The following is a 19361-nucleotide window of genomic DNA, read 5'->3' as shown; positions in this document are numbered from 1 at the left end:
TATTTTATTTCTTATACAGAACTTTTGTAGAATATGAAGTCTGCGGGGTAGAGATTTTTAGAATATATGTTCCATTATTTTCTATGGGAATACGTACAAGATCGGAACAATCGGATGTAATACTAACCAAACAACCCAATGTTGTATAAAGATTTATCGATGATCCTTTAGGCAAATTCCCAACAACAATTGCTCCGCTTTCTGTTGTCACAGGATATTTCGTATTATCGATCTTTTCAGTCTCTATAGAAGTGAGCGACTCGTCATACCAGGCATTATCCATAAATTGCACGCGATTGTCGATCCATTCATTCAGGTAGTTTATTTCTTCTTCATAGGTTTGTCCTACGAAATAGTTGGGCCATACCTGATTTCCTAAAAGATTCCATGCTTGGAAATTACGGTCGGCAGCACCTTCTTGATTCAGTACATTAGTAAGAGAATCGATGGTATGGGCAATGCCCTCGTCAGAATATACTTCGTTTCGGTATTTCGTCCAACGGGTTTTCAATTCTTTCACATAGGCGGGGTCTCTCATAAGTTTTTCCCACCAGAAGGGTACTAATTGATCGTCGTTATTGCTATTGGTTTCATTAAATTCGTACATCCATGTATCATAACGTTCGGCACCATAATAGTTTGCATTTCCGAAACCGAGATTCATATCCCAAAGAGACATTTTGAAGAGAGGATCTACGCTGTCGCGTTTTTTATACAAATTCGTACTTAGGCGATATCCGTCGTTATTATGAGAGAACTCTGTCGAAAGCATGTAATCGATAAATGAAGTGACATCGATATATTTACGGTATCCCGTTTCCGGGTCTTTAAAATTGTCCGAAGCCAAAGCTTTCTCGAATGCATCGATGTGTCCATGAATATAATTTTTTTGAGCTTCGGTCAAATCATCGATTTCCGGAGATTTATACTGGAATGAAATGTATTTGTTCGTAATTTCTTTACCATTTGCTTTCGGATGATATTTCGACTGGTAAACAGCTTCGTCAGGACGGTCTATCTCGAGGTGATATCCCCCGGTTAAAGCATCTCCTGAATCGCCGGGATCTCCGATATTTATTCGTTTTTCCCCTTCTCTAACTCTTTCTGAGAATGTAAATACACCGTAATAGATTCCGTCGAGAATGAGTTCGCAAAATTTACCGTTGGGAACGTAATCGAAATAAGGGCGAGCCAATGTAAATGCTAACATATCACGGATTAATGTTTTATCGGCATACATGGCAAGGAGAGCCCAGTCGTTATCTTTTCCCATACCCAGAATAGATACTTTTTGCTTTTTCCCGTTAGCATCTTGGGGGCGTATGGCATAAGGTTTTTTCGCAGCCATATTGAATGAAGAATTTCCCCGGTATTTTATTCCTATATATCCGTCGTAATCGACTTTTTGATCGGGATGAGCTATTGTATCTCCATAGTTGAGTTTACCTTCTCCGTTATAAATAATCTTCATACGTACATTAATACGGTCTTCTTTCATGATCATCTGAGTGTTACCGTCTTTTTGAGTATTAATAAATACAATAGGAAGGTTGGTTTGAGTTAGTTTTACGTTCTTGTCTTTGTCGGGTTTATAGTTCCCCGATTCTTGTGCATTTACCAGTAAAGGGATACACAAAGAAAGTGTGAGTAATAAGTGTTTCATGAGTGGTATTTTATAATTTTTGATATGTGATGAACTTAAATTATGATATTAGGAGGAACCTTTCAGAATTAAAATATTAGATCGGATAACTGCTAAAATCAGAATAAATCGGTATATAGAGCACTTTAATAATAGATACAAATATATAAAATTATATAGAATATTTTTTTATATAGGATAAATATTAAATAATATCCGAAATCGAATTATAATTTATAGGCGATTCCGAGGGTAAAATATAAATTATACATTTTATAGGGGATTCCATTAAAGTTAGAAGGAAATACTGGAACCAGTCCCCAATCGAAATAACCTACGGCAGAAATATGACGGTTATAATTCCATCTTGCACCTATAGTTACACCCGAATCGATTGCTCGTAGATTATCCGAGAAATCAAAAGTTGCGTGTTCTACATTAATTTTTTCGCCGGTAGGTCCGCCGTTGCGGATGTATCCGTTTGAAGCGCTTCCTTTAAATTCCGGATCGAGTAAGAAAGAGACATAGGGGCCTCCATAAAAAATCCATTTCTCTATCGGCTGCCAAGTAGCCAGAAGAGGAATTCTCAAGTATCCGTTATTTACTTTAGTTTTATTTTTTCCGCTGAAAGTTCCGCTGAAAGTTCCTGTATTATCTCCTTCTCCCACGATTAAATAGGTATTCATATACTTTACATCGGCATTGATCGTCATACCTTTTGATCCTATCGATAGTCCGGTTGTGATCCCCCAGTTTATGTTTAGCCAACGGGTAAAATCTATTCCGGCGACAAGATTGGTTCCGGGACGATAAGAGTTTATTTTTCTTATTTCTTGGGGCAGAGGAATAGGAGAGGTTCCCCCTATCGTATAACCGACATATAAATAAGAATCCCAGTGTTTAAGTTCTTTTTTTAGTAATGACTGACTGTATGTGATCTGATATCCTAACGTAATAAGCAAAATGGATATGAATACTTTTTTTGATATATTGTTCATACTTTATCGGTTTTCATTAATTATATTTACTTCATCTACAACAAGGCGGCTGCCGACAGAACCTTCGTAGTGGTCGCCATAGAAACTCGATGAAAATACCACTGCCAGTTTATATTTATTTGTTTCGAAATCTATTTTTTCAGAAGTATATCCGTTTTGATATTCAAACGGAATATCGAAAGATACCATACCGTCTCCTTTCGACTGGTATAACATATCATCAGGCATCATCGCGATAGATACGATATTCTGATGATTTAGAATGTTGGTTCCGTCGAGTGTCATAAGATTCTCATCGGTTTTGTAAAATACCGCATATATGGCGCATTTATCTTTACGGTTGAGATTTATGTTCCCGTTAGGTTCGGTATAACCGTTTTCACCGGCTTTATATTTATAATAACCGACCATGCGTTGAGGAATTTCGGTATAAGGTTGTCCGAATTTTGTGCATAATAAAGGGTCTTTCATCGCGTCTTTAGGATCGAAAGTTCCTGAAAAAAGAGAACCTGCGACAATCGGTATAAATTGCTGACCGAGAATATTACCCGGGCCTTGTTGAGTTTCCAAAACAGCCGCTTTTCCACCTTTAATCACTTCACCGGGTTGGGTCGTGTAATGTACGGGATATTCGTCAGAGTTTTGATGAGTCGCATAAATAGCGGCGCCACGGTTGCTCGTATCCCAAAATGGAATTTCATTTTCTCCGTCATATTCGATGGGAGTTACGAAATGCTTGCGGGAATCGCTCACCCAATTATCAAATCCGTATCCGCTCAACGATACTTTGGTAAAAGTAATTTTATGAACTCTCGTATTTTTACCGTTATGAGAGGTGACGGTGTATATTACCGAACGACTGAAATCTTGCGGTTCTGTAGGATCGGGATATACGCTTGCCCCTTTAGTAAAAGTCATTATCGGAGTAAGATGTGTGATATCTCCTTTTGAATAGTACACGAGTATTTGAGTTGGAACAGCTGATAGATCAGGAATGATTTGTCCTACGTCTTCTTTTACATCGAATGAAAGTATATCCGCTTCAGGATTCATCGGATCATCACTTATACATCCCGAAAAAAGGACGGCACAAAGCCCTATCGCTGTATTCTTAATGTAGTGTTTCATTTTGTTTAAAATTGTATTACGGCTCCGATCCACGATTTATTTTGGGTAGACGGAGCCGTAAATATTTTATTTAACGTTTAAGTTTATTCAGCCGGTTGTAAATTAAAACCAAGTGTAAATTCGGTACTTTCTTCTATTATCGTACTTATTTGCGGAAGTAATGGTTTTACCATTGCACCTATACCATCATCGGGAATCATGGGAGCTAAATCGGTAAGTAAACTTGCGAATGGCAACATCATAGTACGATCTACATATATCTGAACCGTTCCGTCTGTATTGGATTTCAAATATAAAGGTAATCCTTTTTCCACCATTTGTAAAATATCGAGTAATCCACCGCCGCTGTTATCGGCTTTGCTTCCCGATTTTGGGAGCATTGCAGCAATATTTGCAGCTAAAAATACCTGATTGTTTACTACATTGTATAATACCGATCCGGTAGGAGAGTCTGTAAAATCACTTCCAGGAGTCGCAGTATAGGATGCGATGAGGTTTCCGTTTGTCTCGAATGTCAAACCGTCAAGATATTGCGGTAAGATTGTTGCACCAAGAGTTTGATCCATGAAAGCTTCAAATTCGGCCGGAGTAATTTCTCCATCTCCGAAAATAATTTTATCTTTTGGGGTTACTAAAGTTGTGCTTACAGGGTAAGTGGTTCCGTTATTAACGAATTTCCATTTACCAGCCAAAGAGGTTTTCATTTCGACAGCGATATTTGCTGTTAACTTCGATCCTTCGATCGTTCCGGTTAAAGTCAAAGTACGGTTCGAATTTGCATTTTCTCCCGTTATCGTATTTCCGTTTTTAGTAATATTAAATATTGTTTGAGTTTCACCCGGCATGGCTTCCGTAAAAGTCAGCACATTATCTTTTAATGTAGCTTCTCTGCCAGTAAGAGAAAAATTACTTACTGTAAGGGCTAAATCATTATTTTTAAATGTAGTTTCATCTGGAGTGGGATTATCTTTTTTATCGTCGCTACAAGAGGGTAGCAGGAAAAAAGAAAATAAAATCAAAGTATAAAAAAATAGCCTTTTCATAAAAATAGAGTTTTTGTTGTACATGCTTATTTGTTTTAAAAGGTATTAACGGCATTAAAGGATATAAAGATCGGAGATTTTCCAATATTTATGATCTTTTAATATCTGCATATTCTATCTGTATAATTATTGTAAGAAAATAATGAATGGATTTAAGTCCCTATTTGATTTTTATTTGTTTTTACTCATAATAATCAATTGATTGCCATCTTTATCACATAAAGCTACGTTGCCAGAAGACAATACTTTGTATTGGGTTATTTCCATCAGTGTAGAAAGAAATATATTTTCGATGTTACTGTCGGGGCAAGCCATGCGGGTAGTGGCAGGCCTTGTAAACGAAATAGAGTTAGCTGTTCCGGTATTTATGACAATTTCGCCGTTCATACGGTTGCATCCTGCATAGCCGGTTAATTTCAAATTGTTGAGATCGATCGACATTATAGGCGTATGTTCTCCGGTGACTGCAGCGCCATTTAAGGAGACAACACTCCATTCTCCATTAAGTATGGGCATGTCTTTCTTTTGTAATACCATCATTTTTTTATTTTTTGCATTACAAAATGCGATCTGAGTATTTTTTTCTTCCTGATTTAAAACCGTAAATGATTTTGTTTCATTCAAAGCTTTCATTATGGCTGTTTCCGATTGAGCATCAGCACAAAATCGCATTGTAGACATCATGCGCCCGAAACTTATTTCATTTGGTTTCGATTCGTTTAGAATAATGCTTCCGTTAATAATATTGCAACTGTTATTTCCGCTGATTTTTTTCTCATTTAAATTTAATGAAAGTACAGCAGGTTCTCCGCCAGTTACTGGTTTATTATCTACACTTTTAATTTCCCATTCACCGTTAAGTATTTCGGTAGAAAAATCTTCGGTGGCTGATGCCGCTTTTTTTTGTGTATGACATGCTGAAAGCAGAATGCTTCCTACACAAATAGCACTAATAAAATAAATTGTTTTTTTCATTTTCCTTTTTTATCATTTAAATGAACGGACAAAAATAATAAAATAAATTATTAAATAGGCTGATTTAACCGAATTTGTTCATTAATACCCTTGTTATATTTGAATTTTTAAGATAAGATTTTAAATGAGTCGCTGTCTTTCCACATCGGAAATTTGTTTCTGAAATTTTGAAGTTTTTGTAAAGAAAGTTCTGCACTTACGATACATTCCCGATCGCACTCTCCAAAAGCTAACGATTCTCCTTTCATATTACAAATCATCGATTCTCCCGGATAATGTAGGGTGGTCGCATCGTCACCTATCCGATTTACGCCACATACGTACGCTCCGTTTTCAATGGCGCGAGCTGAAAGCAGGGTTTTCCATGCCGATATTCTCGAGTCGGGCCAGTTTGCAACAACGACCAATAAATCATAATTATTATTTTGGTTACGCAACCAAACGGGGAATCGTAAATCATAACAAATTGCCAGTGAAATATTCCACCCGTTGTAATGGATGGTGGCGGGAGTTTCGCCCGAAGTGAAAAATTTATTTTCATTTCCCATCCTGAAAAGATGACGTTTATCATAAAAAAAGACTTCTCCGTCGGGTTTAGCAAAAAAGGCCCGATTATAGTACCGGTTATTTTCTTCGGCTATAAAACTCCCCGATAAGGCTACCTGATATTCATTAGCCCATTTTTTTATGCGAGTAATTGTTTTTCCGTCGTTGTTCTCGTATAAAGAATGGCTGTTCATTGTAAATCCGGTAGTAAACATTTCGGGGAATATGACAAAATCGGTTTTACCGGCTAATTCTTTTATAACCTTTTCTTTTTCGAGAAGATTTTTGTCGATATTTTCCCATGCAATATCGCATTGTACCAAAGAAACTCGTAAAATATCTTTCATATGAGGTAGTATCTATATTATACAAAGGTAAAAATCCTGAGTACAGAACCTATCCAGGGGAATTTATTTTGCAAAATTTTCAGGATGTAATGCTGTTACTCCATCATAAGCATTTTTAATGATTTTCATATCCGGCTCGATGTTCCCGGTCGGGTAAAAAACTTTTTTCAGTCCTATTTCTTTTCTCTTATAGTCTATATAGGCCAGTATAATAGGGACGTTTGCCTTTAGCGCGATATAATAAAACCCTTTTTTCCAGTTGTCATTTCTCTTGCGGGTCGCTTCGGGTGTAATGGCGATGCAAAATTTATCCCGTTTATTGAATTGATCTACGACCTGATCTGTAAGATCTGTTTTTTTCTTTCTATAAACAGGGATTCCTCCCATCGATCTGAAAATTAGGTTGAGGGGGAAAAAGAACCACTCTTTTTTTATCATAAAACCGGCTTGTCTGCCAATAGAAATATATGCGAGTTTACCCAGAATAAAATCCCAGTTACTTGTATGAGGAGCTACGCAGATCACACATTTATCCAGATCCGGTACATTTACAACCGTTTTCCATCCGAAGAGATTCAGAAGGAAACGTGCAAATTTTTTTTTCATATTTTAGGATTGTTTCCCGGTTATAGCCAGTTTATCGATTATTGCATCTATTTTTTTATCGAAATCGGCAATAAGGGCACGGTAATATTTTTTTACGATCTTAGGGTTATATTTTCCGTCGGTAATATTAATGCGTCGCAGAAAATCTTCCTGTATATCGATAATTTCTTCCAGGATTTTATTGTTTTCCTCTGTATTGGCTCCTTTGGTGAATATTTGGTTATAGAGGCATTCGGAAATAAGTTCTTCCGTTATGAAATTGATTTCTTTTTTTAAACTTCTTTTATTAGCCATGAGTTCGATTATTTAATGGTTATTTCTACAAATATACTGTTTTTTTATGATATAGTCATGTTTGGTAAATAAATTAGAAAATAATGAGTTTCTTATGTTTTTTTGTGATTTACGAATGATAAAATTACAAGTAGGGAATCATTCTCCAATATTTTTTAAAATGTTGATTATGTAGTGTCAACATCGAAAAAATATTATAAATTTGCCGATTAATTTAATCGCGATATTGTTATATATGGAAAATAAACAGCAAATTCCGGACTATATATTTGAAACCAGTTGGGAAGTTTGTAATCTGGTGGGGGGTATATATACCGTATTATCTACAAAAGCGAAAACATTACAGAAACTAAATAAAGACCGCAATATATTTATTGGTCCCGATATCTGGAAAGATACCGAATCGCCTTTTTTTACCGAATCGGGAACTTTACTTAAAGAATGGAGATCTCGAGCCACAGCCGAAAATCTCAAAGTCAGGGTAGGACGCTGGAATATTCCCGGTAAGCCTATCGTCGTATTAGTCGATTTTAATGAAATGTATGCTGTACGCAACGAATTATTTACCAAAATGTGGAATTGGTATGATGTAGATTCGTTATATGCATATGGAGATTATGATGAATCTTGTATTTTTTCCTATGCTGCTGCGTTGGTTATCGAAAGTTTATATAAGTATCTCGGCGGAGAAAAATTGAATATCGTAGCTCATTTCGATGAATGGACGACGGGGATGGGATTGTTATATGTGAAACACCGCTTACCTCAGATTGCAACCCTTTTTACAACTCATGCTACCTCTATCGGAAGATCTATTGCCGGCAATAACAAACCTTTATATGATTATTTGGCCGGTTATAATGGAGATCAGATGGCACGGGAACTAAATATGGTTGCAAAGCATTCTCTCGAGAAACAGGCGGCACGTCATGCCGATTGTTTTACGACGGTTAGCGACATTACCGCTCGGGAATGTGCACAGTTACTTTCAAAGAATCCCGATATTGTTACGCCTAACGGTTTTGAAGATAATTTCGTCCCTAAAGGCGTAGCTTATCAAGACGGGCGTAGAGAGGCACGTGAGAGATTATTGAAAATTGCCTCAGTTCTGATCGGTTATAAACCTTCCGACGATGCATTTCTTATCGCGACATCGGGACGGTATGAATATAAGAATAAAGGTATCGATTTATTTATCGACTCATTACGCCGGTTAAAGGATAGTGGAGATAGTACAAAAGAACTTATCGCTTTCATATTAGTTCCTGCGTGGGTAAAAGAGCCCCGCCAGGATGTTGCGGAAAGGTTGAATAGTAAAAAGAATTATAATACTTCTTTACCTAATCCGCTTATAACGCATGTATTGAACAACTATTACGAAGATCGTGTTATGAATCAGTTACATGCCGCCGGTTTTAAAAATAATCCCGGTGATAAAGTGAAGGTTATTTTCATCCCGTCTTATTTGACGGGTGATGACGGTGTCGTGAATAAACCGTATTATGAAACCCTGATCGGTTTCGACGCGACGGCTTTTCCGTCTTATTACGAACCTTGGGGATATACTCCGCTCGAAAGCATTGCCTTCGGTATTCCTACTATTACGACCGATCTTTCGGGTTTTGGACAATGGGCCTGTTCTGCTGGGAAAAAAGGAATTGAAAATACGGGAGTCGTTGTTTTGCGTCGTACCGACTCTAATTTCGGTGAAGTAGCCGATAACCTCGCATCTACGGTTAAATCCTTATCGGAAGTTTCAGAAAAAGAGAAACAAAAAATCGCTAAATCTGCTTTAGCAATGGCACGTAAAGCTCATTGGGCGCATTTTATAAAATATTATCTGGAAGCCTATGATATGGCTTTGAATAAAATTTGAATAAAAAATAAAATTAAGAACTATCATTAAAAGTAAATAATATGAAAGTACAGGTAAGTAATACTAACGTTCCTTGTTGGCGCGATATTACAGTAAAATCACAGGTTCCGGCACAATTAAAGAGCCTCGAGATAATGGCCCGCAATATCAGTTGGGTTTGGCATAGCGAGGCGATCGATTTGTTCCGTTCCATTTCTCCTGAATTGTGGAAATCTACCAATGGTAATCCTGTTGCAGTACTTCAATTGGTAAATTATGAACGTCTTGAAGAGATTGCAGCCGATAAAGCCATGATGCGTAAGATCGAAGATGTGTATGATGATTTTAAACAATATATGAATGTTCCTAAGCGTACCGATGTGCCTTCTGTGGCATATTTCAGTATGGAGTACGGCTTGGCGAATGTACTGAAGATTTACTCAGGAGGGTTGGGTGTATTGGCTGGAGATTATCTTAAAGAGGCCAGCGATTGTAATGTAGATATGACCGGTGTGGGTTTTCTTTACCGTTATGGTTATTTTACTCAAACCTTATCGATGGACGGGCAGCAACTTGCGAATTATGAGCCTCAAAACTTCAATCAGCTTCCGGTAGAGCAGGTTATGGATGAAAATGGTCATCCTATGGTTCTTGAAGTTCCTTATCCCGGTCGCATTATTTATGCCAATATCTGGAAAGTAAATGTAGGACGTATATTTTTGTATTTACTCGATACCGATCTCGATCAGAACAGCGAATTCGACCGCCCTATCACGTATCAATTGTATGGCGGCGATTGGGAAAATCGCATGAAACAGGAATATATGCTGGGAATCGGTGGTATTATGATGCTGAATCGTTTGGGAATTAAGAAAGATATTTATCATTGTAACGAAGGACATGCCGCATTGATTAATGTACAGCGTCTTGTTGATTATGTCCAGAACGAAAAATTGACTTTCGAACAGGCTCTCGAAGTCGTTCGTGCTTCTTCTCTTTATACGGTACATACTCCTGTACCTGCAGGACACGACAGTTTCGACGAATCTTTGTTTGGCAAATATATGGGAGAATTCCCGCAAAAATTGGGTATTTCATGGCAGGATCTTATGGATTTGGGGCGTGAAAACCCCGGAACGAACGAAAAATTCTCGATGAGCGTTTTCGCTTGCAATACTTGTCAGGAAGTAAATGGGGTTAGTTGGCTGCACGGCAAAGTTTCACAGCAAATGTTCCAACCGATCTGGAAAGGATATTCGGCAGATGAATTGCATGTGAGTTACGTAACGAATGGGGTACATATGCCTACCTGGGCTGCTACCGAATGGAAAGATTTCTATATTAAGAAGTTCGGTAAGGAAGTCATGCAAAACCAGGCTGACAAAAAAATATGGGAGAAAATTTATGATGTCGATGATGAGGAAATCTGGAATCTGCGTCAGACCATGAAAAATAAACTGGTGAATTTCGTAAAAGATGAATTCCGCGAAAACTGGTTAAAAAATCAAGGAGATCCTTCTCGTATCGTTTCGGTTTTGGAACGTATCAACCCGAATGCTCTTCTGATCGGATTTGCGCGTCGTTTTGCCACCTATAAACGGGCTCATCTTTTATTTACCGATCTCGACCGGCTTTCTAAGATTGTGAATAACCAACTTTATCCCGTACAGTTTCTTTTCTCCGGAAAAGCGCATCCTGCCGACGGAGCCGGGCAGGGGTTGATTAAGCAAATCGTAGAGATTTCAAGACGTCCCGAATTTCTCGGAAAAATCATTTTCCTCGAAAATTACGATATGAAGGTTGCAAAACGACTGATTTCGGGAGTAGATATCTGGTTGAATACGCCTACAAGGCCTCTCGAAGCTTCGGGTACTTCCGGTGAAAAGGCCGAGATGAATGGTGTCTTGAATTTCTCGGTACTCGACGGATGGTGGTACGAGGGATACAAAGAAGGGGCCGGCTGGGCGCTTACCGATAAACGTACTTTCCAGGATCAGAGCCACCAGGACCAGTTAGATGCGGCGACTATTTATTCGATGCTCGAAAATAAAATCGTTCCTTTGTATTTTGCAAAAAACAGCAAGGGATATTCTCCTGAATGGATACAGTATATTAAGAACTCGATTGCTCAAATAGCTCCCGACTTTACAATGAAGCGTATGCTCGATGATTATATCGATCGTTTTTATAACAAAGAAGCCAAACGGTCGAAACTGCTGGTTGCTGATAACTATGCAAAGGCAAAGGAAATCGCCGCTTGGAAACAAGAGGTGGCTTCTAAATGGGATAAGATTGAGATTACTTCGGTAGCTCTACCCGAAAACCTCTTGTATAATCCTCATGTAGGGGAAGTATATCCGGTAGAAGTGACGATCGACCGTAAAGATCTCGGAAATTGTATCGGTGTGGAATTGGTCGTTACCCCTGTTGTAGACGGGCAGATGAAGCCTTATATCGTACAGGAGTTGCAAGTTGTGAAGACGGAGGGTTCTAAAACCGTATTCCATCTCGATTATTCGTTGAAGAATTCCGGGGTTTATAAATATTCTTTCAGAATGTTCCCGAAAAATCCCGATCTGCCTCATCGTCAGGATTTCGCTTATGTACGTTGGTTCTAATAAAATGCTTATTATATCATAACAACGGGGCGGTCTTATTATAAGACCGCCCCGTTGTTATGATGAACATATATATTTATAATCCTTTTTCTTTTGCTTCATCCCATATTTTGTCCATTTCGGCTAAAGACATGTTTTTAAGATCTTTTCCGGCTTTGAGAGTGTGTTCTTCTAAGTAGTTGAATCGTCTGATAAATTTTTGATTAGTTCGTTCGAGCGCATTTTCAGGGTTTATTTTGTAAAGTCGGGCTGCATTGATGAGACTGAACATTAAATCTCCGAATTCGCTTTCCATTTTATCCTGATCCAGCTTGTTGATCTCGGCCTTTAGTTCTCCGAATTCTTCATATACCTTATCCCATACTTGTTCGCGTTTTTCCCAGTCAAATCCTACATTCCGGGCTTTATCCTGTATACGATGTGCTTTTACGAGTGCCGGTAAAGCAGCGGGTACGCCTTCGAGTACAGTCTTGTTACCTCCTTTTTCCTGTAACTTCAGCTTTTCCCAATTTTGTTCTACCTGTTTCGACTCCGAAACCGAGTCGTTTCCGAATACATGCGGGTGTCTGAAAATAAGTTTTTCACAAAGAGTATTGCATACATCAGCTATATCGAACGAGCCTTTTTCTTCTCCTATTTTAGCATAAAATGCGATATGTAACAATACGTCTCCCAGTTCCTTTTTTATATCGTTGTCGTTATTTCTTATGATGGCGTCGCATAATTCGAATGTTTCTTCAATCGTATTGGTCCGTAAACTTTCGTTAGTTTGTTTTCTATCCCACGGACATTTTTCCCGCAATTCGTCGAGGATGTCGAGGAAACGCCCGAATGCCTCCATTTTTTCTTTTTTACTATGTACCATTTTTTTTAGTCAAGATTTGTTTATGCAAAGATAGATATTTATCTACGCAAGGTTCTGTTCATGAATTCTTTTTAGTGGGTAAAGTATATCGTTTAAAGTAGATTTTAAAATATCGTTTTATATTAGTATATTTGCTGGGTTAAAATTATCATAAATTAATTATTCCGATACATGAAAAATCGATATTTGGCTCTGCATTTCATTTTTCATTCTTTTCTTGTTTTTTTACGACAAAGTTGTAATTATATCTTTGCGCAGGGAAAAACGAAGTATATAGGGAGGTTGATTTTTCTCTTTTTTCTGGGATTTTATACTTATGGGTGCAGCGAAACAAAATCAACAACCATTCCCGAAAACGGATATATGAATTCCGGCTACACAAAAGAGGAACTCACGGCCATGGGGGTCGACACGGCTCATCTGTTTGTTTTTTCCGACAAACAAGCGACCTATAACGGACGTGAATTCTCGATACATCTTCCTCTTACTTCTTTTCAGGATGTATTCGGGCCTTACGATCGGGTCGTGAACGGAGAAGGGGGAAATAAAGGCTACGATCATTATTTCTGGGACGAAATAGGCTTTTGTGCTTTGGTATCTCCCGAAAATCAAGTAATTAATTTCGATTTGCATTGGGATTATATAATAAATAAGAAACCGCATGAAAGGGATGATTCCGATGAAATTCCGGCAAAATTTTTTAAAAGTAAGATTTTACTGAACGGATATCCGCTCGATAATACGTCAGACCTTCAGGCTTACTGTAACGATCCTCAGGTAAAAAAGCAATTACTTGAGTGGGCAAGGGCAATGTGGTCGAGAAATTATGAGCAATTTTTATATTACTACCATCCTCTCCAAGGATTTTATCGTTATAATTTAGTTTTTCACGATCTCTATTTATACGATTATTCAAAGTTCACTGGAGTGGAAGGGGAAGAAAGACCCTTTTTTTCTTATGTAATGAAGGTAGATTCTGAAACCGACCGTTTACACTCTTTCGGAATGCAGTACGGTGTATTTTCTAATCCAAACGTTCCGAAGATTCATTTACATTAAAACTGTGTACAATGCACGATTTTTGTATCCGAAAATAATATTTGATAAATAGTTCTGTGATTTAGGCGTTATCACCTGAAAAGATCGGGTGGTGGCGATAAAGAGATTACATTGTGTGAAAGGAAGAAAAATTTATCCTTTTAATTAAGATAGATTGCTTTTGATATCTCCGTTTTTTAATCTACTTTTGCACAGTATAGGTTAATGAGAAGTGATGTGACGATAGAAATCCTGAAAATTTTGTATATTATTAATTTTTAGGATTTTACGACATGATTTTAGGATTTGTCGTCAAACTTAACGACTTATCGTATATAAATTTTTGTACTCAAAAATATAGCTTATGATGTCTAAAATAATATCTGAGAATAAAGTAGCTCAGGTAGCGAAATTAATAGATAAGGCCAAAAATATCGTAATCGTTTGTCATATAGCGCCTGATGGAGATGCGATCGGTTCGTCGTTGGGAATGTATCACTTCTTAAATGCCTTGGATAAAATGACTACGGTGGTTATTCCCGATGCAATGCCCGATAATTTGCTTTTTCTCAAAGGTACGAAGGAGATATTGAATTATAGCAAATATCCCGAATTCGCAGGGGAACTTATCGAAAAGGCCGATCTAATTTTCTGTCTCGATTTTAATGCCCTGAAACGCTTGGGCGAAAAAATGGAGGTGGCGATAGCTTCTTCCAAAGCCCGTAAGGTGATGGTCGATCATCATCTCGACCCGGAAGGCTTTTGCGATGTCACTATTTCTCACCCTGAAATATCTTCTACGAGCGAGTTGGTTTTTCGTCTTATTTGCCGTATGGGTATGTTCGATCTGTTCGAGACCGATTCTGCGACTGCCATTTATACCGGTATGATGACCGATACCGGCAATTTTACTTACAACTCTAATAAATCCGATATGTATTTTATTATCGAAGAACTGATAAAAAAGGGAATCGATAAAGACGAAATTTACACCAAAGTATTTAATACCAATACCGTAGATAAGATACGGTTAAACGGGTATGCTGTGAGTGAAAAACTAGAGGTTTTCCCGAAACATAAAGCTGCGATGATCACCCTTACCCGCGAAGAGCTCAATCGTTATCATTACCGTAAAGGCGATAGCGAGGGGTTGGTAAATGTGCCTTTAGGAATAGAAAATATCGTTTTCTCAGCTTTTTTCAGGGAAGAAAAAGATTTTATAAAAGTATCGTTGCGTTCCCGGGGGAGTTTCCCGGCTAATAAGGTCGCTTCCGAACACTTTAACGGAGGCGGTCATTTGAATGCTGCCGGAGGAGAATTTTACGGGACGATGGAAGAAATAAAGGAGCGTTTTGTAAAAATATTACCTCTTTATAATCAATATTTGTGATATTAATAATTTTTTCAGTATCAAACTTGTACTGAAAGCCGCCAAATGATTACATTTGACGAATAATCTTTATGTTTAAATTTATGAAAATAAAATTCTTCTATAATGTCTTTCTTTTGGGTATGGCTGTATTGGCATTTTCTTCTTGCGGGAAGGATAAGACGTATGCTGAAAAGCTGAAAGATGAAAAGAATGCGATCAATAAATATTTAGATTCGAATGGATATCGGGTTGCGGATATCCCGGCCAATTTGGATGATCTGGAAACTACCAATGGCGATTGGAATAGTAACAGCGCCCCCTTTTACAGGCTTGAAGACGGGGTATATATGCAGGTGGTAAGCAAAGGAGATATGGAGAACCGTTTTCAAACCGGGGAACGGGTTTATCTGTGGTTCGATCGTCTCAATCTTTTGGCTTGGGCCTCTGATCCTGATACGCAACGTTCGGGGAATAAAACTATCTATGCCGGAGAATATTTCGATTATGGCAACAGCTCTTCTTCTTTAGGGGCGGGTATTGAAAAACCTATCGATTATCTGGGGCGCAATTCGAAAGCGAATGTGATCGTGCCCTCGAAACAGGGGTCGAGTGAAGAAGCGGCATCGGTAATTCCTTTTTTATGGAGTGTCGAATACCGGGAAGGTAAAAATTGATACACACTAATAACTTAATATTATGTCTTTGATAAAATCTATTTCCGGCATACGGGGTACTATCGGAGGCCGGGTAGGAGATGGACTTAATCCGCTCGATATTGTAAAATTTACAGCCGCGTATGCTACTTTTATCCGAAAAACAACTTCTGTAAATACGAATAAAATCGTCGTAGGCCGGGATGCCCGTATTTCAGGAGAAATGGTAGGAGATATCGTAACGGGTACGTTGATGGGGATGGGTTTCGATGTCGTGAATATAGGCTTGGCAACGACGCCTACTACCGAGCTGGCGGTTACGATGGAAAACGCCTGTGGCGGTATTATACTCACCGCCAGTCATAACCCGAAACAATGGAACGCTCTGAAACTGTTGAATGAAAAAGGCGAATTCCTGAATGCCGAGGAAGGAAAAGAGGTTTTGCGTATAGCAGAGGCTGAAGATTTTACATTTGCCTATATCGACCATATCGGTAAAATGCGTCAAGATTTAAACTATACGCAGAAACATATCGATGCTGTATTGGCACTCGATTTGGTAGATGTCGACGCTATCCGTAAAGCCGGATTCAGTGTTGCTGTAGATTGTGTAAATTCTGTCGGAGGTATTGCCATTCCTGCACTTCTCGAAGCGTTGGGAGTAAAAAAAATCGAAAAATTATACTGTGAATCGAATGGGCATTTCCCGCATAATCCCGAACCGTTGCCCGAACATCTGACCGAGATTGCTTCTGTGATGAAGCAGGGAAAAGCGGATATCGGATTTGTTGTCGACCCCGATGTAGATCGTTTGGCGATTGTTTGTGAAAACGGAGATATGTTCGGAGAAGAGTATACCTTGGTTGCTGTTGCTGATTATGTCTTGAAAAATACGCCGGGAAATACCGTATCTAATTTGAGTTCTTCTCGAGCTTTGCGGGATGTCACCCGTGGGTACGGCCAACAATATAATGCTGCAGCGGTAGGAGAGGTAAACGTCGTGGCTAAAATGAAAGAGACCGAAGCGGTTATAGGAGGCGAAGGAAACGGCGGTGTCATTTATCCTGCGAGTCACTACGGGCGCGATGCCTTGGTAGGTATCGCATTATTTCTTACCTATCTGGCTAAAGAAGGGAAAAAAGTAAGTGAACTGAGAGCGACTTATCCCGCTTATAGTATTGCAAAGCAGAAAGTGGAATTAACACCGGATATCGATGTAGATGCGTTGCTGAAAGCGGTAAAAGAAAAATACTCGGCTTACGAAGTTACCGATATAGACGGAGTGAAAATAGATTTTCCCGATAAATGGGTACATCTGCGTAAATCGAATACCGAGCCGATCATCCGGGTATACGCTGAAGCTGCTACTCCCAAGCTTGCCGAAGAAACTGCTGCCGGTGTAATGGAAGTGATCAAGCAAATGGCCGGTAAATAAAAATATTAATTTATTTGTATTGCCTTAAAAGGGGAGGTATTTGAGAAAAAATACCCCCCTTTTTATATTTTATTGAAGATTTAATTTCAGAAAGGGAAGAGTAAAGGCAAGACCAGAATCATAATGATTCCCATAACGACCTGTAGCGGTAAACCCACTTTTACATAATCGGTAAATCGGTATTTCCCGGCAGACATAACCAGCGCATTGGGCGGTGTAGAAAACGGTGATGCGAAACACATGCTGGCAGCGACTGTTACGGCAAATAAAAAAGGATACGGACTTACTCCGATACCGTTGGCCGATTGTAGAGCGATAGGAGCTAAAAGAACGGCAGTCGCCGTATTGCTGATTACCATTGTCAGGAGAGAGGTCGTAAAATATATACCGGCCAGTAAGGCGAGAGGTCCCATTTCTCCCAGGCTCGATACTAGTTTTTCGGATATCATTGCGGAGGCTCCGGTTTTTTCGAGTGCCATCGACATCGGAAGCATGGCCGCGATAAGTACGATACTTTCCCAGTTTATGGTGCGGTAGGCGTCTTCGACATTTCGTAGACAGCCGGTAAGTATCATCAATATGGAAGCAACCAGTACGGCAATAACAGACGGTACGATATCGAACATCATCGCTACGATCATCAGTATCATGATGCCGGCGGCCAAAGGGGCCTTGTGGTCTAAAGTGACTTTTGCCGCCTCGGCACGGGGTTGTCCCAGAACGACCCATTCTGATTGGTCCGTACTCATTCGGGCGATATTATCCCATGTACCCTGAATCAGAATTGCGTCTCCGCTGTGCAATTTTTCATCTTTTACGTTATTTAAAAGATATTTTCCTCCTCGTTGTATTCCTAATACATTTACATTGAATTTCTGACGGAATCCGCTGTCTTTTACCGGAGTATTTATCAGTTTGGAATTTGGCATCAGTAAAATTTCCGATATTCCGATCTGGTGGAAGTTGAGATTATCCGGTATTTCGTCGATATTTTCAGTGACATGATAGTCAACCATTTTCAAATGGTTTTCTTCTGCGAATTTTTCAACTTTATCGAATTCGCCTAAAACATATAAAATGTCTTCTTTTTGGATGACTGTTTCGGGACCGGCAGTGGTTTGGTCTATCGTTTTGAAAAAAGATCTCTGATTTGCGGGTTTTCTCCTTATTTCGAGTACACTGATACCATATTTTTGTGGTATTTGTAGTTTTTGGAGAGTTTTCCCGTTAAAATGAGATTGACCGGTTACTTGCATGCGGAACAGGTTGTGTAATAACTGATATTCCTGTACGAGTTCTTTTTGAGTTTTTCCGTTTTTCTTTTTCGATTCGTTTTCCTTGTTTTCTTTCTTCGATAAAAATATTTTACTGAGCGGAATTAGTGCAACAATACCTATGGCGATACATATCAGGCCTACAGGGGTAAAGGAGAAGAACGAAAGCGGCTCGTATCCTGCGCTGACAAGAACGTTCTGAATCACGAGGTTGGGTGGAGTACCGATCAGTGTCATCATTCCCCCCATACTACTGGCGAATGCCAAAGGCATAAGAAAGCGTCCTGGGTCTATGTTTGCCGCAACAGCCATGCTCACGACGATCGGCAACATTAGTGCGACCGTACCTGTATTACTGACAAATGCACCTATACCGGCCGTTACCAGCATGATAAGGATAAAAAGTTTTAACTGGCTTTTACCGGCGAGTTCCAGAATACGGCTACCGATCATTTTTGCAAGTCCTGTTTGAAATATACCGCCACCGACAACAAAAAGCCCTACCATCATGATAACGATATTATTGGAAAATCCCGATAAAGCTTCTTCGGGAGTAAGTATGTTAAAAAGTACCAGAGAGAGTAAAGAACACATTGCAACGATGTCTGATCGTATTTTTCCGTTGATGAAGAAAAATGTAGAAACTCCCAGTATGATAAATGATGTGATCAT

General features: G+C 38.9%; 16 protein-coding genes. 6 read left to right on the top strand and 10 right to left on the bottom strand.

Annotation, left to right across the window (positions count from 1 at the left end; translation table 11 throughout):
* Positions 1-4 precede the first annotated feature (4 nt).
* The 8 genes from NMU02_RS06825 to NMU02_RS06790 form a co-directional block, all read right to left on the bottom strand.
* Positions 5-1663 (bottom strand): CotH kinase family protein, encoded by a 1659-nt coding sequence (locus NMU02_RS06825; RefSeq protein WP_255026828.1) that lies wholly within the window; start codon positions 1661-1663, stop codon positions 5-7.
* Between the two features lie 206 nt (positions 1664-1869).
* Positions 1870-2640: a porin family protein gene (locus tag NMU02_RS06820; protein ID WP_255026824.1), complete on the bottom strand. Its 771-nt coding sequence runs from the start codon at positions 2638-2640 to the stop codon at positions 1870-1872.
* Between the two features lie 3 nt (positions 2641-2643).
* Positions 2644-3768 carry a PCMD domain-containing protein gene (locus tag NMU02_RS06815; RefSeq protein WP_255026823.1) on the bottom strand — a complete coding sequence of 375 codons (1125 nt, stop codon included), beginning with the start codon at positions 3766-3768 and terminating at the stop codon, positions 2644-2646.
* An 83-nt stretch (positions 3769-3851) separates the two neighbouring features.
* Entirely contained in the window at positions 3852-4811 is a 960-nt protein-coding gene (locus NMU02_RS06810; RefSeq protein WP_255026821.1) for a DUF4925 domain-containing protein, read from the bottom strand.
* Positions 4812-4982: 171 nt separating this feature from the next.
* On the bottom strand, positions 4983-5786 hold the full coding sequence (locus tag NMU02_RS06805) for an META domain-containing protein (RefSeq protein ID WP_255026820.1): 804 nt from the start codon (positions 5784-5786) through the stop codon (positions 4983-4985).
* 107 nt (positions 5787-5893) lie between these two features.
* Complete coding sequence (locus NMU02_RS06800; protein WP_255026818.1) at positions 5894-6679, bottom strand: amidohydrolase; 786 nt, start codon at positions 6677-6679, stop codon at positions 5894-5896.
* A 63-nt stretch (positions 6680-6742) separates the two neighbouring features.
* Positions 6743-7285 (bottom strand): lysophospholipid acyltransferase family protein, encoded by a 543-nt coding sequence (locus NMU02_RS06795; RefSeq protein WP_255026817.1) that lies wholly within the window; start codon positions 7283-7285, stop codon positions 6743-6745.
* A 3-nt stretch (positions 7286-7288) separates the two neighbouring features.
* Positions 7289-7579: a hypothetical protein gene (locus NMU02_RS06790; RefSeq protein WP_255026816.1), complete on the bottom strand. Its 291-nt coding sequence runs from the start codon at positions 7577-7579 to the stop codon at positions 7289-7291.
* Positions 7580-7814: 235 nt separating this feature from the next.
* Here NMU02_RS06790 and NMU02_RS06785 point away from each other — a divergent pair, with 235 nt between their 5' ends.
* Both NMU02_RS06785 and glgP read left to right on the top strand, forming a co-directional pair.
* Positions 7815-9455, top strand: a complete 1641-nt coding sequence (locus tag NMU02_RS06785; RefSeq protein WP_255026815.1) for a glycosyltransferase — start codon at positions 7815-7817, stop codon at positions 9453-9455.
* Between the two features lie 41 nt (positions 9456-9496).
* Positions 9497-12052, top strand: coding sequence for an alpha-glucan family phosphorylase (gene glgP, locus NMU02_RS06780; protein WP_255026814.1), 2556 nt, complete (start codon positions 9497-9499; stop codon positions 12050-12052).
* A gap of 76 nt (positions 12053-12128) precedes the next feature.
* Here glgP and mazG read toward each other — a convergent pair whose 3' ends face one another.
* Entirely contained in the window at positions 12129-12917 is a 789-nt protein-coding gene (gene mazG, locus NMU02_RS06775) for a nucleoside triphosphate pyrophosphohydrolase (protein WP_255026812.1), read from the bottom strand.
* A 171-nt stretch (positions 12918-13088) separates the two neighbouring features.
* On the opposite strand from mazG, the gene NMU02_RS06770 reads away from it, so the two are divergent.
* From NMU02_RS06770 to glmM, 4 genes are all read left to right on the top strand, one after another.
* Entirely contained in the window at positions 13089-13976 is an 888-nt protein-coding gene (locus NMU02_RS06770) for a DUF7738 domain-containing protein (protein WP_255026811.1), read from the top strand.
* Between the two features lie 343 nt (positions 13977-14319).
* Positions 14320-15345: a DHH family phosphoesterase gene (locus tag NMU02_RS06765; protein WP_255026810.1), complete on the top strand. Its 1026-nt coding sequence runs from the start codon at positions 14320-14322 to the stop codon at positions 15343-15345.
* Positions 15346-15428: 83 nt separating this feature from the next.
* Positions 15429-16001 (top strand): DUF4827 family protein, encoded by a 573-nt coding sequence (locus NMU02_RS06760; protein WP_255026807.1) that lies wholly within the window; start codon positions 15429-15431, stop codon positions 15999-16001.
* A gap of 22 nt (positions 16002-16023) precedes the next feature.
* A complete protein-coding gene (gene glmM / locus NMU02_RS06755; protein ID WP_255026806.1) occupies positions 16024-17415 on the top strand; it encodes a phosphoglucosamine mutase in 1392 nt (463 codons plus the stop codon).
* 86 nt (positions 17416-17501) lie between these two features.
* Here glmM and NMU02_RS06750 read toward each other — a convergent pair whose 3' ends face one another.
* Entirely contained in the window at positions 17502-19361 is a 1860-nt protein-coding gene (locus tag NMU02_RS06750; RefSeq protein WP_255026805.1) for an SLC13 family permease, read from the bottom strand.

This window comes from Coprobacter tertius (genome assembly GCF_024330105.1).
Taxonomy (GTDB): Bacteria; Bacteroidota; Bacteroidia; order Bacteroidales; family Coprobacteraceae; genus Coprobacter; species Coprobacter tertius.
The sequence above is the reverse complement of the archived record's forward strand: the minus strand, read 5'-3'. Positions and strand labels throughout refer to the sequence as shown.

What these genes read in the sequence shown, in the direction of transcription:
- NMU02_RS06825 (WP_255026828.1), bottom strand. Translation starts at nt 1,663, where the DNA reads ATGAAACACTTATTACTCACACTTTCTTTGTGTATCCCTTTACTGGTA.
- NMU02_RS06820 (WP_255026824.1), bottom strand. Translation starts at nt 2,640, where the DNA reads ATGAACAATATATCAAAAAAAGTATTCATATCCATTTTGCTTATTACG.
- NMU02_RS06815 (WP_255026823.1), bottom strand. Translation starts at nt 3,768, where the DNA reads ATGAAACACTACATTAAGAATACAGCGATAGGGCTTTGTGCCGTCCTT.
- NMU02_RS06810 (WP_255026821.1), bottom strand. Translation starts at nt 4,811, where the DNA reads ATGAAAAGGCTATTTTTTTATACTTTGATTTTATTTTCTTTTTTCCTG.
- NMU02_RS06805 (WP_255026820.1), bottom strand. Translation starts at nt 5,786, where the DNA reads ATGAAAAAAACAATTTATTTTATTAGTGCTATTTGTGTAGGAAGCATT.
- NMU02_RS06800 (WP_255026818.1), bottom strand. Translation starts at nt 6,679, where the DNA reads ATGAAAGATATTTTACGAGTTTCTTTGGTACAATGCGATATTGCATGG.
- NMU02_RS06795 (WP_255026817.1), bottom strand. Translation starts at nt 7,285, where the DNA reads ATGAAAAAAAAATTTGCACGTTTCCTTCTGAATCTCTTCGGATGGAAA.
- NMU02_RS06790 (WP_255026816.1), bottom strand. Translation starts at nt 7,579, where the DNA reads ATGGCTAATAAAAGAAGTTTAAAAAAAGAAATCAATTTCATAACGGAA.
- NMU02_RS06785 (WP_255026815.1), top strand. Translation starts at nt 7,815, where the DNA reads ATGGAAAATAAACAGCAAATTCCGGACTATATATTTGAAACCAGTTGG.
- glgP (WP_255026814.1), top strand. Translation starts at nt 9,497, where the DNA reads ATGAAAGTACAGGTAAGTAATACTAACGTTCCTTGTTGGCGCGATATT.
- mazG (WP_255026812.1), bottom strand. Translation starts at nt 12,917, where the DNA reads ATGGTACATAGTAAAAAAGAAAAAATGGAGGCATTCGGGCGTTTCCTC.
- NMU02_RS06770 (WP_255026811.1), top strand. Translation starts at nt 13,089, where the DNA reads ATGAAAAATCGATATTTGGCTCTGCATTTCATTTTTCATTCTTTTCTT.
- NMU02_RS06765 (WP_255026810.1), top strand. Translation starts at nt 14,320, where the DNA reads ATGATGTCTAAAATAATATCTGAGAATAAAGTAGCTCAGGTAGCGAAA.
- NMU02_RS06760 (WP_255026807.1), top strand. Translation starts at nt 15,429, where the DNA reads ATGAAAATAAAATTCTTCTATAATGTCTTTCTTTTGGGTATGGCTGTA.
- glmM (WP_255026806.1), top strand. Translation starts at nt 16,024, where the DNA reads ATGTCTTTGATAAAATCTATTTCCGGCATACGGGGTACTATCGGAGGC.
- NMU02_RS06750 (WP_255026805.1), bottom strand. Translation starts at nt 19,361, where the DNA reads ATGATCACATCATTTATCATACTGGGAGTTTCTACATTTTTCTTCATC.